We start from the raw sequence: 15,038 nt of genomic DNA, 5'->3' as shown, positions 1-15,038 counted from the left end.
CCTCCTAAAAGTTAGATTATCCGGAGTCATAATGACCGCGGATGTTTATATATTTATAATATCTTTTGGAGAGGGAAAAGTCAATAATAAGAAAGGAAAAATAAGGAATGTTGAAGGGAAAAACAGTAGCCCCTCTGACACTGGGCTGCAAGGTAAATCAATACGAGACAGATGGTATGATCGAACTCTTAAAAGAGGCTGGTATGACGGCTGTTTCCTTCGAAGAAAAAGCAGATGTGTATCTGATAAATACATGCTCTGTTACCAATATGGCAGATAAAAAGTCCAGACAGATGATACACAGAGCCAAGAAGCTGAATCCGGATGCGGTTGTAATAGCAGCGGGCTGTTATGTGCAGGCGGCAAAAGATAAGCTGATGGAAGATGACAGGATATCTATTATCATCGGAAATAATAAAAAGAAGGACATTGTGCAGATCCTTGAAGACTATCTGGAGATCGGAGTGACGGACGAAGGCATGCTCGATATTGCGGCAGAAAAGGAATATGAACCGCTTACGATCAACAGTACCTTAGAACATACACGGGCATATGTGAAGATTCAGGATGGATGTAACCAGTTCTGCTCTTATTGTATTATTCCGTACGTTAGAGGAAGAATCCGGAGCCGGGAGCTTGCATCGATTACAGAAGAAGTAGAACGTCTGGCACAGACCGGAGTAAAAGAGATTGTTCTGACGGGTATCCATATCTCATCTTATGGCAAGGATAAGGAAAATGAGGTAGGACTCGCAGATGTAATTGACACAATCTCAAAAATTGAATCAATTGAACGGATCCGTCTTGGTTCTCTGGAACCGGGTATCATTACAGATACATTTATAGATCGTATTGTGGATAATAAAAAGGTATGTCCGCATTTCCATTTAAGCCTGCAAAGTGGCTGCAATACAGTATTGAAACGGATGAACCGGAAATATACTTGTGAAGAATACTTTGAAAAATGTGAGATGCTTCGTAAGGCATTTGACCGCCCGGCTTTGACAACAGATGTGATCGTAGGCTTTCCGGGAGAAACGGATGAAGAATTTCAGGAAACGGTTGACTACCTGACGAAACTTAATCTGTATGAAATGCATATATTTAAATTTTCACCGAGACAGGGAACGGTTGCAGCCGGTATGAGGGATCAGATCGGACCGGAGATCAAGAATCAGAGGAGCGATGTGCTGCTGGCATTATCTGAAAAGAACAAACATGCATATGAAGCTTCTTTTCGGGGAGAAACTCTGGAGGTTCTGATTGAAGAAAAAGTCCGGAGAAATGGAAAAGACGGATACCGTGGACATACAGAACGCTATATAGATATTTTTGTAGAGGAAGAATGTATGCACAGGATTTGTGGACGAGAAGTGGATATCATCAATCATATAGTGCAGATTCCATATGGCATGGAATAGACAGCCGGTGTGGGAAAATTATGCATGAATTGCGTGGAACATATACAAATATGCGGCTTTAGGTTGAATTTTGCGTGATTTTATATTATTATAGGGTAAGATTTTTTTGCAAAGATGCCGATGGCACTTGATAAAAGTAAGGATGTGAGTATATGAATAATAGAGAAAATACACAACATATTGCACAACTGAAAGATAATACAATAGATGTAACACAGATCATTGGACAGGTTTATGAGGCTTTGACAGAAAAAGGATATAATCCGGTCAGCCAGCTTGTTGGTTATATTATGAGTGGAGATCCTACATATATCACCAGCTATAAGAATGCAAGAAGTCTGATTATGAAGGCAGAACGGGATGAGATCATTGAAGTTCTGTTTGAAGATTACATCAAGAATAATCTGATCAAGTAGATGAAGAGTGCATCAGAATAATCGAATCAGGTAGAGAGAAGAACAGGATAAGAGTATGCGGATAATTGGATTGGACTACGGAACAAAGACAGTAGGAGTTGCGGTCAGTGATGCGCTGATGATCACGGCACAGCCACTTGAAACAATAGAAAGAAAATCAGCAAACAAGCTTCGACAGACACTTGCGAGAATAGAGAGTATCATTGAAGAATATCAGGCGGAACGGATCGTTCTCGGATATCCGAAGAATATGAATAATACGATTGGAGAACGGGCAGAAGCGACCGAACAGTTTAAAGAAGATCTGGAACGCAGGACAGGCCTGGAAGTGATCCTGTGGGATGAAAGACTCTCTACGGTAGAAGCAGAACGGATTTTAATGGATACCGGAGTCAGAAGAGAAAACCGGAAGCAGTATGTGGACAAGATGGCTGCTGCGGTTATTTTGCAGAATTATCTTGATAGTCAGGCTCATGAAGGGCAGACAGAATAGTCGAAAGGATTAAACAGAATGGAAAACGACAGCATAGTATTTACAGATGAAGATGGCAATGAGGTTGCTTTTTCTGTTATGGAGCAGACAACTCTTGGCGGAGTGAATTACTTGCTTGTTACAGAAGATGGAGACGATGAGGATGATGGTTCTTTCCTGATCCTGAAGGAGAATGCTTCAGACAGTGAAGGTGAGATGGCAGCGTTTGATATCGTTGAAGATGACAAAGAATTAGAAGCAGTTATGAAGATATTTGAAGAACTGCTAGAGGACGTAGATTTGGAGGTATAGAACATTGAAAAAATTGAATAGTGATGCAGTAAAGATCATTCCATTGGGCGGATTGGAACAGATTGGAATGAACATTACTGCAATAGAGTATGAGGACTCTATTATAGTCATTGACTGCGGTCTGGCATTCCCTGAGGACGATATGTTAGGAATCGATCTTGTAATACCGGATGTCACTTACCTTAAGGAAAACGCGGACAAAGTCAAAGGACTTGTGGTTACCCATGGTCATGAGGATCATATCGGAGCCATTCCTTACATTGAGAAAGAACTCAATATGCCGATTTACGCAACAAAGCTTACGATGGGACTGATCGAGAATAAACTGAAAGAACATAATCTGATGAACAACACCAGACGTAAGGTTGTAAAATATGGACAGAATATCATTCTTGGAAAATTCCGGATAGAATTTATTAAGACGAACCATTCGATTGCTGATTCCGCAGCATTGGCGATCTATACGCCGGCAGGACTGCTTGTCCATACCGGAGATTTCAAGATTGATTATACACCGGTATTTGGAGACATGATCGATCTCCAACGTTTTGCGGAACTTGGAAAAAAAGGCGTTCTGGCACTGATGGCAGATTCCACAAATGCAGAACGTGAGGGCTTTACAAAGTCAGAAAAGACAGTAGGAAGAACCTTTGATAATCTGTTCAATGATAATCAGAATCATCGTATTATTATTGCTACATTTGCATCGAATGTAGATCGTGTGCAGCAGATTATCAATTCGGCATATAAATATGGCAGAAAAGTAATCATCGAAGGAAGAAGTATGGTGAATATCATCAGTACAGCTTCTGAACTCGGATATATTGATATACCGGACAACACGCTGATCGATATCAGCCAGATCAAGAATTATCCGGATGAGAAGCTGGTTCTGATCACGACAGGAAGCCAAGGTGAAAACATGGCTGCCTTATCAAGGATCGCAGCATCGATCCATAATAAGATCTCTATCATGCCGGGAGATGTGGTCATATTCAGTTCGCACCCGATCCCTGGTAATGAAAAAGCGGTATTCAAGGTGATCAATGAGCTGGAAATGAAAGGTGCTCATGTAATTTTTGAAGATACACATGTATCCGGACATGCATGCAGAGAGGAATTGAAGCTGATCTATGCACTCACAAAACCAAAATATGCGATACCAGTACATGGTGAGTACAGACATCTGAAGCGCCATGCAGAGCTGGCACAGGAGATGGGTATTCCAAAAGAGAATATCAAGATCCTGACAACAGGAGATGTTCTGGAAGTCAGTGAGGATAAACTGGAAGTAACCGGAAAAGTTCCTGCACAGGGAGTCTTTGTTGACGGACTTGGAGTTGGAGATGTTGGAAATATCGTTTTAAGAGACAGACAGCTTCTGTCGCAGAATGGTCTTCTGATCATCGTAGTGACACTCGATAAATACAGCAATAACCTGATTGCAGGACCGGATATCGTTTCCCGTGGATTTGTATATGTCAGAGAATCGGAAACATTGATGGAAGACTGCCGTGCCGTAGTAGAAGAAGCACTGGAGAAATGCCTGCGGAAGAATATTACCGACTGGGGCAAGATCAAGACAACCATCAAGGATTCCTTAAGTGAATTCCTTTGGAAGCGGACGAAGAGAAGCCCGATGATCCTTCCGATCATTACCGAAGTATAAATTGTCCTGAAAAATAGTGTCCATGCACAGATGCAGGTTAAGAAGAAAAGAGGAAACAGACATGAGTGATGTTGTTGAACTCAGCAAAAAACTGAATGAAACGATAAAGGAGTCAGAATTCTACAGAAATTATCTGACCTGCCGTGAACGGCTGTATGAACATCCGGATCTTCTCCGGGGACTGAATGAATTCAAGAAAAGAAATTCAGAGATCCAGAACCGTGGCTCTGTGGATAATCCATACGATGAGGTGGTTGCACTGTTTGAGGAGTATGACGCAATCGTTCACGACACGATCGTGAATGATTTCCTTCGGGCAGAACGAAAGCTGTGCAGGATGTTGAAAACGATGTATGATGAGATTGCAGATGGTCTGGATGTTGACATAAAGCAGTAGGATATGATAAAACAGTTACGAGAAGTGTCTGGATGGACACCGTAAGATAAGGAGAACAGATATGGCTATAGATAGTGCTGTAACAATGAAACGGATATTGCGGTTTGCGATAGGCTTACTGGTAAATGTATTTATCCTGTTTATACTTGTGAAAGTGTTTGCGTTTGGCTTTAGCTTTGCCTATGATGTATTTGCCAGCAATAGCTGTAAGGATAAATCTGATACAAAGGTAGTCACAGTCACAGTTCTGCCGGATTCTTCGATCAAGGATGTATGCGAGACTCTGGATGATGCCGGAGTTGTAAAAAATGCATACGCACTGATGGTACGTATCCGAATCGGATCTTATGCAGCAAAGATAAAACCTGGAACATATGAGATCGCACCAAGTTATACAAATGATGAGATCATAACGATCATAACAGGTGGAACTCTGGATAGTGACAGTAAGAAAAGTGGAGATAATAAATGATAACAGATGAGAGAATTGCATCCTTCATAAATTCATTCAACAATGACTATGATGATGCAATAACTGCTATCAGAAAAGAAGCAGAAGAGCAGGGGGTTCCTATCATACGAAGAGAGGCCGGAGAATTTATCAGGCTTCTTCTGAGAATGAAGAAACCGGTAAATATACTGGAGATAGGAACTGCGGTAGGCTTTTCTGCTATTTTTATGAGCAGGTTTATTGCAGAGGGTGGACATATCACAACAATTGAAAACTATCAGCCGAGAATTGATCAGGCAAAAGAGAATATAAAGCTGGCAGGTGCAGAAAAGAAGATCACTCTGTTAGAGGGAGATGCAAATGAGATCCTGCCGACATTGTCGGATCAATATGATCTGGTCTTTATGGATGCTGCAAAAGGTCAGTATGGAAGCTTTTTCCAGAAGGTGGTTCCTTTGCTTGCACCGGAAGGAATCCTGCTATGTGATAATGTGCTGCAGGATGGAGATGTACTGGAATCGCGGTTTGCAGTAACCAGAAGAAACCGGACAATTCATGCCAGAATGCGGGAATATCTGTATGAATTAAAGCATGATGAACGGCTGGATACAGCCATCCTGAATATAGGAGATGGAATGAGCCTATCGGTGAAAAAAACGGCTGATAAAAAGGATCATTGAAAAAGTAGTGGATCAATGAAAAAACAAGAAGATATTAACAGGCGGATGGCAACAGACTAAAAGATGATGCCATCTGTACGGAAAGAAAAGAAGAGGGTTTTGAAAGATATGGCAGAACGTAAAGTGGAACTGCTTGTTCCGGCAGGTAGTCTTGAGGTATTAAAGGTTGCAGTAGATTATGGTGCGGATGCAGTCTATATTGGCGGACAGGCATATGGACTTCGTGCAAAAGCAGATAATTTTTCGATTGAAGAAATGAAAAAGGCTGTGAAATATGCGCATGCAAAGAATGCAAAGGTATATGTGACAGCAAATATATTTGCACATAATTATGATGTTGAAGGAATGAAGGCATATTTTGAACAGTTGAAGGATACCGGTGTCGATGCGGTTCTGGTATCAGATCCGGGTATTTTTATGCTGGCAAAGGAAACTATGCCTGATATGGAACTTCATATCAGCACCCAGGCAAATAACACGAATTACCTGACGTATAACTTCTGGTATAATATGGGGGCAAAACGAGTGGTCACAGCCAGAGAGCTGTCACTTGTGGAGATTAAACAGATCAGAGAACATATTCCGGAGGATATGGAGATTGAGTCCTTTATGCATGGAGCAATGTGCATTTCCTATTCTGGACGCTGCCTGCTCAGCAGTTATTTTACAGGAAGAGATGCAAATCGTGGAGCATGTACACATCCATGTAGATGGAAGTATCACATTGTAGAAGAAACAAGACCGGGCGAGTACATGCCGGTCAATGAAGATGACAGGGGTACTTATATTTTTAATTCCAAAGATCTTTGTATGATTGAGCATATTCCGGAAATGATCGATGCCGGAATTGACAGCTTTAAGATTGAGGGAAGAATGAAAACGGCACTATATGTTGCAACGGTAGCAAGAACCTATCGTAAAGCAATTGATGACTATATGGAATCTCCGGAGCTGTACCGGTCAAATATGGAATATTATAAATCAGAAATTGCAAAATGCACATACCGTCAGTTTACAACTGGATTTTATTTTGGAAAAACAGATCAGGATTCTCAGATCTATGATAATAACACATATATTAAAAACTGTACTTATATAGGCAATGTACAGGAGGTTACAGAGGACGGACTGGTTGCATTTGAACAGAAAAACAAATTCTCGGTCGGAGAAGAGATAGAATGTATGAACTTTGATGGAACCAATACGGTCTGCCGGGTTGAGGAGATCTACAATGACCGGATGGAACCGATGGAATCAGCACCGCATCCCAAGATGCAGTTGTATGTAAAGCTGGACCGCCCGGTATCAGCGGGAATGATACTCAGACGGCAGGAGCTTTCGGAATAGGTCAGGCTTCAAGCTGCCTGCGGATCTTCTGTAATGCCCGTTTTTCGATCCTAGAGACATAGGAACGGGAAATCCCCATCTGGCTGGCAATCTCTTTCTGTGTGCGTGGAGGGTGACCGTATAGACCATAACGACGGATGATAAGGCTGGCTTCCTGCTCGGACAGACAGTGCTTCAGACAGTATGGAAGACGGTTTATGTGGTAAGTATGCACCATAGAATCCAGAATGGTTGCTTCATCCTGACTGATGATGTCGATCAGATTGATCTCATTTCCTTCTTTGTCGGTACCGATCGGTTCAAACAGGGAGACTTCGCGGGCGTATTTTCTGGAGTGACGGAGCATCATGAGCAGCTCGTTGTCGATACACCTGGAAGCGTATGTGACCAGACGGTTGCCTTTGGCATGGTCGTAGGAATCGATCGCCTTGATAAGACCGATGGTTCCGACAGAGAGCAGATCATCATTGTCGGCGGTTCCAATGTATTTTTTTGCAATATGGGCGACCAGACGCATATTGGATTCAATCAGAATCCGGCGTGCATCGGCATCCCCTGCCCTGCATAATTTCAGATAATATTCTTCCTGATCCGGTAAAAGGGGTTTTTTAAATGCCTGCATAGAAAATAGACCCCTAGCGATTTGTATATATTTTATGATTAAAATGTGGAAAAAGTGCATATCCCAAAAAATAAAATTGGTAAAATGTGAAAAAAATTAAAAAAAATTGACTAAATTCTGTTCAAAATGTTTAATTTTTTATTAGATTGTGCTATACTCTGTAAGTGATGCTTGTATATTTCAGAAATGTAGGAGGGACAGACCGGTATGCGATTAGGAATGGGTCGTAAAAAGATTAGAATAGGTGATATTCTCGTAGCGGCAGGAGCTATTACAGAAGAACAGTTACAGGAGGCTCTGGCATATCAGAAAGAGAATGGCGGAAAACTCGGAAATGTTCTTGTTGATCTTGGTATGATCAGTAATGAGATTCTGATAACGCTTCTGACACAGCAGCTTGGCATTGATTACATAGAATTAAAGGGAGCAAAGATAGAAGAAAAGGTGCTTCATCTGGTTCCGGAGAATATGGTAGCAAAATATAAAGTTATTCCTATCGAGATCGATCCGGATAACCCGAATATTTTAAAACTTGCCATGTCAGATCCGATGGATATCAATGCGATCGATGATATTGGGCTTGTAACCAATATGCAGGTGGAGCCTATGCTTGCAACAGAGGATCAGATCAATGATGCCATCGGCAAGTACTACGGAAGCTCCAAAGCAATGGAAGCGGCTGAGATGTATCGTCAGGAACAGGCGGATGCACTTGGCGGCGGAGATGAAGATGAAGTAAATGAAGATATAGATAATTCTCCTATCGTTCTGCTTGTAAAACAGATCATAGAAGGCGGAGTTCGACAGAGGGCGTCCGATATTCATATTGAGGCATTGGAAAGCAGTGTTCGTGTCCGTTACAGGATCGATGGTGCATTAAAACAGGTTATGTCCTACGACTTAAGTATTCTTGCGGGTATCACAGCCCGAATCAAGATCATCGGTGGTATGGATATTGCAGAAAAGAGAAAACCACAGGATGGTCGTATCACGATCTTTGTAGATCGTAGAGAGTTTGATGTCCGTGTATCTATCCTTCCGACTGTATATGGAGAGAAGACGGTTATGCGACTTACCTCCAAGGACGGACTTACAAAACCGAAGAGCGGACTTGGCCTGGATGAGGATGAGATCAAGGTATTTGATGGAATCCTGAGTAATCCACACGGAATCATCCTTGTAACAGGACCTACCGGTTCCGGTAAATCAACGACACTGTACACATCCTTAAGTGAGCTGAACAAAGAGGATGTAAACATTATCACAGTAGAAGACCCTGTCGAGGCGAATATCAATGGTATTAACCAGGTACAGGTAAATAATAAAGCAGATATGACATTCGCAGCAGCCTTAAGATCCATTCTTCGTCAGGATCCGGATATCATAATGATCGGAGAAATTCGAGATGGTGAGACTGCTCAGATCGCGGTTCAGGCCGCTATCACAGGACACTTGGTTGTATCAACACTCCATACAAACTCAGCAGCAAGTACGATCACCCGTCTGGAAGATATGGGAATCGAACCTTATGTTGTAGGTGATGCGGTTGTAGGTGTTATTGCCCAGCGACTTGTAAGAAGACTGTGCCCAACCTGCAAACAGCCTCGTCTCGTAGAAGATGAAGAGAGAATAGTACTCGGTGTGCCGGAGGATGAAGAAGATGTTATCATCTATGAGCCGTCTGGCTGTCCGTTGTGTAATGATACAGGATATTCAGGACGAATCGGTGTATATGAGATGATGCCGGTATCCAAAGCACTGCAGGCGGTTATCTCGACCGGAGCGACAGCGGATAAGATTGAAAAACAGGCACTTGCAGAAGGTATGCTTACTCTGAAGATGGGTGCTGCCAAACATGTGCTGAATGGAATCACCTCCATGTCAGAGATGAAGAAGATCGTATATACAACAGGTGATGAATATTAAAAGATCCGGTCCGGTGATAAACCGGCATAGATGAAAAAGATTTTTAGCAGAGAAGAATATGTGATCAGGCTCTGTAAAAATAAAATTGAAATTATGAATGCAACAAAGAAAGGAAGGAAACAGTATGCTGGATATGAAAGAGCTCCTGGCATTCTCGGTTGAGGCAAAAGCGTCGGATGTACATATTGCCGTAGGCATACCACCGAAACTCAGAATCAATGGACGACTGACAGAAGTTGAAGTTCCTCCGCTTACACCGGCTGATGCGGCTGAAGCAATCGGAGCAACGATGAAAGAGAGACATGTAGCAATTTTAAAAGATAGAGGTGAAGTCGATTTCTCATTCGATTCACCAGAAACCGGTCGTTTCCGTGTAAACGTATATATGGATCGTGGTAATATGGCTGCGGCATACAGACGAGTAGAAACACAGATTCCAAGACCGGATCAGCTCGGTATTCCGAGAGAGGTTGTTGAATTATACAAGAGAAAAAGGGGTCTGGTACTTGTAACAGGACCTACCGGTTCCGGTAAATCAACAACACTTGCTTCTATTATTAATAAGGCAAATGAAAACCTGACCGATCATATCATTACACTGGAGGATCCTATCGAGTATATTCACCATCACAACAAGGCAATCGTTAATCAACGAGAAGTTGGTATGGATACACTCAGTTATGCGAATGCTCTTCGTGCAGCGCTCCGTGAAGATCCTGATATTATTCTTGTAGGAGAGATGCGAGATCTTGAAACGATTTCAACAGCGATCACTGCAGCCGAGACCGGACACCTGGTATTCTCGACTCTGCATACGATCGGTGCGGCAAGTACGATCGATCGTATTATCGATATCTTCCCGACAAACCAGCAGCAACAGGTACGAGTACAGCTTGCAATGGTACTGGAAGGTGTTATTTCCCAGTCACTGCTTCCGACAGCGAACGGACAGGGACGAGTTGCAGCATTTGAAGTAATGCTTGCATCACCGGCGATTCGGAGCCTGATACGAGAAGCGAAGACACATCAGATCCAGTCGACGATCCAGACCAGCAGACAGCTCGGAATGATCACAATGGATGATGCATTGTATGATCTGTTCTCGTCCGGCACGATCACCAGAGAGATGGCTATGACATATGCACAGGATCAGCAGTATCTCAGAAAGAAGATCAACGGACAATAAGATGTACAATCCTTTTGTGCAATTCTTACAAAAAAAACTGCAATCATAAGAAATTATTGAATGTGGTTGAGAAATATAGTAATATAACAAGTATAGTATATGTAAAAGTCCGTGAATTTACGTGCACTTTTAGCTGGTAATAGTAGAAAACTATTACAAAAAAGAAGAAATATGACAGGGTCGGAGGAGAAACAATGGCAGTATTTAACTACAAGGTTGTTGACAAAAATGGTAAGAATAAAAAAGGTACCATTGAGGCCCCGAACAGAGATGGAGCGGAGAAGAAGCTGAAGGCAGATGGTTATGCGATCATGAGCCTGACAGAGCAGAACAGTCCATTTTCAGGGGGTTTGATTAAGAAGAAGGTAAAATCAAAAGATTTGGCAGTCTTCTGTAAACAGTTTTCAGCAGTTATAAGAGCTGGTGTTACGATTATATCAGCACTGGAACTGATGGGAGACCAGATAGAAAACAAAACACTGCAGAGAGCAGTTATGGATGCAAAGACATATGTTGAAAAGGGTGGAACGCTTGCAGATGCACTTCGTGTAAACTCAGAGGTATTTCCACCGATCATGATCAACATGGTCGCAGCCGGAGAGTTATCCGGTAACTTGGAGGTCTGCCTCGACAGACTGACAGAGCACTTTGAAAAAGATAATGCGTTATCGGCGAAGATCAAGGGTGCGATGACATATCCTATCGTAGTGTTCATCGTTATGATCATCGTAGTAATCGTGGTAATGGTAATGGTTATCCCTAACTTCTCAAGTATGTTTGCGGAGATGGGAACACAGCTTCCGCTGGCAACACGAATTATGGTAGCGGCAAGTAATTTCATTATACATAAGTGGTGGCTGCTGATCATCATCGTTGCAGCTATCGTTGTTGGCTGCAAGGCATTCAAGAGAAGTTCTGTTGGCGAACAGCTTTTCGCGAATATGGCGATCAAGATGCCGATTTTTGGTAACCTGACGATCAAGTCAGCATGTTCCAGATTTGCAAGAACAATGAGTACACTGATGGCATCCGGTATTTCCATGATCGATGCTGTTGAACAGGTGGCAAAGATGATGGATAACAAGATCATCCGCGATGGTCTGTTAGATGCCAAGACGCAGGTAGCAAAAGGTATTCCACTTTCCAAGCCATTAAAGGATATGGAAATGCTTCCCCCAATGCTTTCTGCCATGACAAAGATCGGTGAAGAAACCGGTGATATTGAGGAGATGCTCAGTAAGGTTGCTGACTACTACGATGAAGAAGTAGAAGAGGCAACAAACAAGCTGACAGCAGCGATGGAACCATTGATTATGGTAGTCCTTGCATGTATCGTAGGAATGATCGTTGCGGCTGTATACGGTCCTATCATGAGTATGTACAGTGCACTTGACCAGTACTAATACAAGTCCTATTACATATTATAGTATTGATTAGATCCGGCAGTACGAGGATGCTGGTTTTAATATAGCATCGAAAGATGCATCAACAAACAACAAAGAATATCAATTTAAAAGGAGAGAACAATTATGAAGAAGAACAACAAAGGTTTCTCATTAGTAGAGTTAATTATCGTAATCGCTATTATGGCAATTCTTGCAGGTGCTCTTGCACCAGCCCTTATCAAGTACATCAACAAGTCAAGAAGAAGTGCTGATATTTCAAATGCTGATACAATCCGTACAGCATGTCAGACAGCTATGTCAGATGAAGATGCAATGGTTGCAATCGGAACAGGCGTTACAGGCGCAAGCGTTTCAGACCTGAAGTCAAGCTACGGTGCATTCAGCACAGAGATCAGCAGCATTCTTGGTAACAGCACAATTACTTCAAAGTACTTCGACAAAGGAAATGAATTCACAGTTGATATCAATGTAGCTGGTAACACAGTTATCGTTAAAGCTGGTTCTCAGCAGGTTTCACCTCAGCCATAATAAAAGGCGGGCATAGTGAACAGATGTAAGGATCTGATGTTAAACAGATAATCATTACATCAGTCAGACATCAGAAGGGTGATGAATAAGTTGGTAAGAATCCTCGTTTTTCGATCTTGTTTGTCGCCCTTCAAAATTGTCTAACAACATGGAACGTCAACATGTATGAAAAATATGCATGTTGGCATCTCTTTCATGGTCACACGTTTTATATAAGCTTTATATAATAAGAAGAGATTTATATAACATACGAGTGACTATTTTGCAGTCAGCGGTTTTATATTGTTTGTGTCTGAAACGAATAAATGTAGAAAGAAGAAACGCGAATGACAACGGCATTGAACTAATGGCGGCAGCCGGCTTACAAAAGAAGCTGGAAACTGAAAAATAGGCATGAAAGATGAACGGGTCAATCATCCGTGTGCTTATGATTAAAGGTGACAGATTGTTTACCTTTCAGCCTGTACATACAGGCATATTGTATTTTATTTTAAGTGGGGTGAACAGCTTGTAGGCTGGTACTCAGGCAATTGGAATATACATATTCCACAAAAAACTACTGATTAGCGAGGGAGGCTATTTAAAATGGCGAGTAATAACAAAGTCTTAACAATCGACATCACAAATGAAAGTATTACTATTACAGAAGTAACAGCTTCTGAAAAAAAGACTTCCACAGTTCATAATGCCATCATCTTCGAGACACCGGAAGATGCTTATGAAGATGGTTTCATTAGAGACAAGGAAAGAATTGCAGAGGCGATCAAATCACAGCTTGCTGCAAACGGAATCACTAACAAGAACGCAATATTCGTTCTTACCTCTACAAAGATCGTTAACAGAGAGGTTCTTGTACCTTTCGTTAAGGAAAACAAAATTAAAGGAATTATTAATGCGAACTCATCAGAGTATTTCCCTGTTAATATAGAGGATTACACAGTATCCCATTCTGTATTAGAGACAGTTACTGATGAAGAAAATAACAAACAGTTAAGAGTTCTTGCAGTTGCAGCACCAACCAGTATGGTTCGTTCATATTATGAAGTTGCAGCACTTGCAGGACTGAAGGTAGTTGCTCTTGATTACATTGGAAATGCCATGTTGCAGTTGATCAAAACACAGACCAGCGAGAACATGACGACTATGGTAATCCAGTTAGGTAGCGAATCTACTGTACTTAATATCGTAAAAGGAGATATCCTTCTGTTACAGAGAACTGTACCATATGGTACCAATGTTGTTGTAAATGAAGTAATGGATGCAAAGGGTGTTGATGCTACAACAGCAATGACATTACTCCAGAATGAAAGACTGATCACGGTTGATTTTGATGATAATGCGATCACAGGATCTTTCCGTTACCTGATCAACAACATTGGCCGTGTAATGGATTTCTTTGCATCAAAGAATCCTGATAAGCCGATCGATGATGTATTCCTGACAGGTGATGGCGCCCTGATCAAGGGAATTGATGGTCTTTTCAAGGTACAGCTCAATGTTTCAACAAGAGTTATGGACAGTTTATTCAATATCAAATTTGACCCAAAGATTGATTTGAAGATATATAATCCTGTATACCTTATGGTTCCAATCGGTGCTGCTTTTGCACCTATGGGATTCACAATTTCAGAAGGCGGAGCTTCCGGCAAGAAGGAAGGTCAGATGGATACAACTCCACTGGTAGTTGCATTCCTGATCCTGGCTGTGTTAGTGGCAGGCGGATTAACGGCTGTGTCATTTGTATTAAAGAATCAGGCACAGACAGAGCTGGATGATGTAAATAAGAAGATCGCTTCTATCCAGGATATTGAGACGATCGTAAAGGATTATGAAAATGCAGAAAGCGTTTATGTTGATGCCATGAGCATGTACAGCTACACAAAGAACTTGAATGAGAATGTTGTAACATTTATCACGGCTTTGGAAGAGAAGATGCCAAAGGGAACTGATATCACAGCATTTGAATCCGATTCAACAGGTGTTTCAATTTCAGGAACAGCAGCAGAATATGATGATATTGCAGGACTTGCGATCAGCTTAAAAGAAATTGACTGTATTGATAACTCATTCATTGGAAGTATCACAGAAAATGTAGATGAAGACACAGGTAAAATAACATATGATTTCACAGTAACGTGTATCTATGTTGACGCATCAGCGGCAGATGCTGATACAACTGAAACAGATGCTACATTAGCTGAGTAA

Annotated in this window: 15 protein-coding genes; 14 read left to right on the top strand and 1 reads right to left on the bottom strand. The window is 41.7% G+C overall.

All coding sequences use genetic code 11. From position 1 onward, the window contains the following. The first annotated feature begins 107 nt into the window (after positions 1–107). The 9 genes from mtaB to DXB77_RS11065 all read left to right on the top strand — a co-directional run bounded on the left by mtaB (position 108) and on the right by DXB77_RS11065 (position 7,165). Positions 108–1,421, top strand: coding sequence for a tRNA (N(6)-L-threonylcarbamoyladenosine(37)-C(2))-methylthiotransferase MtaB (gene mtaB / locus DXB77_RS11105; RefSeq protein ID WP_118663224.1), 1,314 nt, complete (start codon positions 108–110; stop codon positions 1,419–1,421). A gap of 152 nt (positions 1,422–1,573) precedes the next feature. Continuing rightward, the gene (locus DXB77_RS11100) at positions 1,574–1,837 is read left to right on the top strand and encodes an IreB family regulatory phosphoprotein (protein ID WP_021943460.1); all 264 of its coding nucleotides are present in this window, start codon (positions 1,574–1,576) and stop codon (positions 1,835–1,837) included. Positions 1,838–1,892: 55 nt separating this feature from the next. Continuing rightward, the gene (ruvX, locus tag DXB77_RS11095) at positions 1,893–2,330 is read left to right on the top strand and encodes a Holliday junction resolvase RuvX (RefSeq protein ID WP_021943459.1); all 438 of its coding nucleotides are present in this window, start codon (positions 1,893–1,895) and stop codon (positions 2,328–2,330) included. Positions 2,331–2,348: 18 nt separating this feature from the next. Then, the gene (locus tag DXB77_RS11090) at positions 2,349–2,621 is read left to right on the top strand and encodes a DUF1292 domain-containing protein (RefSeq protein ID WP_008403031.1); all 273 of its coding nucleotides are present in this window, start codon (positions 2,349–2,351) and stop codon (positions 2,619–2,621) included. 4 nt (positions 2,622–2,625) lie between these two features. Then, positions 2,626–4,290: a ribonuclease J gene (locus tag DXB77_RS11085; RefSeq protein ID WP_021943458.1), complete on the top strand. Its 1,665-nt coding sequence runs from the start codon at positions 2,626–2,628 to the stop codon at positions 4,288–4,290. A 61-nt stretch (positions 4,291–4,351) separates the two neighbouring features. Further along, a complete protein-coding gene (locus DXB77_RS11080) occupies positions 4,352–4,687 on the top strand; it encodes a YlbF family regulator (RefSeq protein ID WP_117785451.1) in 336 nt (111 codons plus the stop codon). Between the two features lie 61 nt (positions 4,688–4,748). Next, complete coding sequence (locus DXB77_RS11075) at positions 4,749–5,159, top strand: endolytic transglycosylase MltG (RefSeq protein ID WP_021943456.1); 411 nt, start codon at positions 4,749–4,751, stop codon at positions 5,157–5,159. Then, a complete protein-coding gene (locus DXB77_RS11070) occupies positions 5,156–5,818 on the top strand; it encodes an O-methyltransferase (RefSeq protein ID WP_117785450.1) in 663 nt (220 codons plus the stop codon). Before DXB77_RS11075 ends, DXB77_RS11070 begins: the two co-directional genes overlap by 4 nt. Before the next feature lie 108 nt (positions 5,819–5,926). Next, positions 5,927–7,165, top strand: coding sequence for a U32 family peptidase (locus tag DXB77_RS11065; protein WP_118663413.1), 1,239 nt, complete (start codon positions 5,927–5,929; stop codon positions 7,163–7,165). Between the two features lies 1 nt (position 7,166). Here the strand turns inward: DXB77_RS11065 and sigK are convergent, their stop codons facing one another. Beyond that, positions 7,167–7,847, bottom strand: a complete 681-nt coding sequence (gene sigK, locus DXB77_RS11060; RefSeq protein WP_117807369.1) for an RNA polymerase sporulation sigma factor SigK — start codon at positions 7,845–7,847, stop codon at positions 7,167–7,169. Between the two features lie 147 nt (positions 7,848–7,994). Here sigK and DXB77_RS11055 point away from each other — a divergent pair, with 147 nt between their 5' ends. From DXB77_RS11055 to pilM, 5 genes are all read left to right on the top strand, one after another. Next, positions 7,995–9,713 carry an ATPase, T2SS/T4P/T4SS family gene (locus DXB77_RS11055; protein WP_117785448.1) on the top strand — a complete coding sequence of 573 codons (1,719 nt, stop codon included), beginning with the start codon at positions 7,995–7,997 and terminating at the stop codon, positions 9,711–9,713. 124 nt (positions 9,714–9,837) lie between these two features. Next, a complete protein-coding gene (locus DXB77_RS11050; protein ID WP_117785447.1) occupies positions 9,838–10,899 on the top strand; it encodes a type IV pilus twitching motility protein PilT in 1,062 nt (353 codons plus the stop codon). 194 nt (positions 10,900–11,093) lie between these two features. Continuing rightward, positions 11,094–12,302 (top strand): type II secretion system F family protein, encoded by a 1,209-nt coding sequence (locus DXB77_RS11045; RefSeq protein ID WP_117807370.1) that lies wholly within the window; start codon positions 11,094–11,096, stop codon positions 12,300–12,302. Positions 12,303–12,428: 126 nt separating this feature from the next. Next, the gene (locus DXB77_RS11040; RefSeq protein WP_021943486.1) at positions 12,429–12,833 is read left to right on the top strand and encodes a prepilin-type N-terminal cleavage/methylation domain-containing protein; all 405 of its coding nucleotides are present in this window, start codon (positions 12,429–12,431) and stop codon (positions 12,831–12,833) included. Between the two features lie 585 nt (positions 12,834–13,418). Continuing rightward, a complete protein-coding gene (pilM, locus tag DXB77_RS11035; RefSeq protein WP_021943485.1) occupies positions 13,419–15,038 on the top strand; it encodes a type IV pilus assembly protein PilM in 1,620 nt (539 codons plus the stop codon).

Source organism: Clostridium sp. OM05-9 (assembly GCF_003481465.1).
Taxonomy (GTDB): domain Bacteria; phylum Bacillota; class Clostridia; order Lachnospirales; family Lachnospiraceae; genus Coprococcus; species Coprococcus ammoniilyticus.
Note: the sequence above shows the minus strand (reverse complement) of the source record. Positions and strands in the feature narration are given on the sequence as shown.

Bases quoted from the DNA above. Each gene is read 5' to 3' on its own strand.
- sigK (WP_117807369.1), bottom strand. From the start codon at position 7,847: ATGCACTTTTTCCACATTTTAATCATAAAATATATACAAATCGCTAGG.
- DXB77_RS11050 (WP_117785447.1), top strand. From the start codon at position 9,838: ATGCTGGATATGAAAGAGCTCCTGGCATTCTCGGTTGAGGCAAAAGCG.
- ruvX (WP_021943459.1), top strand. From the start codon at position 1,893: ATGCGGATAATTGGATTGGACTACGGAACAAAGACAGTAGGAGTTGCG.
- DXB77_RS11075 (WP_021943456.1), top strand. From the start codon at position 4,749: ATGGCTATAGATAGTGCTGTAACAATGAAACGGATATTGCGGTTTGCG.
- DXB77_RS11100 (WP_021943460.1), top strand. From the start codon at position 1,574: ATGAATAATAGAGAAAATACACAACATATTGCACAACTGAAAGATAAT.
- mtaB (WP_118663224.1), top strand. From the start codon at position 108: ATGTTGAAGGGAAAAACAGTAGCCCCTCTGACACTGGGCTGCAAGGTA.
- DXB77_RS11040 (WP_021943486.1), top strand. From the start codon at position 12,429: ATGAAGAAGAACAACAAAGGTTTCTCATTAGTAGAGTTAATTATCGTA.
- DXB77_RS11065 (WP_118663413.1), top strand. From the start codon at position 5,927: ATGGCAGAACGTAAAGTGGAACTGCTTGTTCCGGCAGGTAGTCTTGAG.
- DXB77_RS11055 (WP_117785448.1), top strand. From the start codon at position 7,995: ATGCGATTAGGAATGGGTCGTAAAAAGATTAGAATAGGTGATATTCTC.
- DXB77_RS11070 (WP_117785450.1), top strand. From the start codon at position 5,156: ATGATAACAGATGAGAGAATTGCATCCTTCATAAATTCATTCAACAAT.
- pilM (WP_021943485.1), top strand. From the start codon at position 13,419: ATGGCGAGTAATAACAAAGTCTTAACAATCGACATCACAAATGAAAGT.
- DXB77_RS11045 (WP_117807370.1), top strand. From the start codon at position 11,094: ATGGCAGTATTTAACTACAAGGTTGTTGACAAAAATGGTAAGAATAAA.
- DXB77_RS11080 (WP_117785451.1), top strand. From the start codon at position 4,352: ATGAGTGATGTTGTTGAACTCAGCAAAAAACTGAATGAAACGATAAAG.
- DXB77_RS11090 (WP_008403031.1), top strand. From the start codon at position 2,349: ATGGAAAACGACAGCATAGTATTTACAGATGAAGATGGCAATGAGGTT.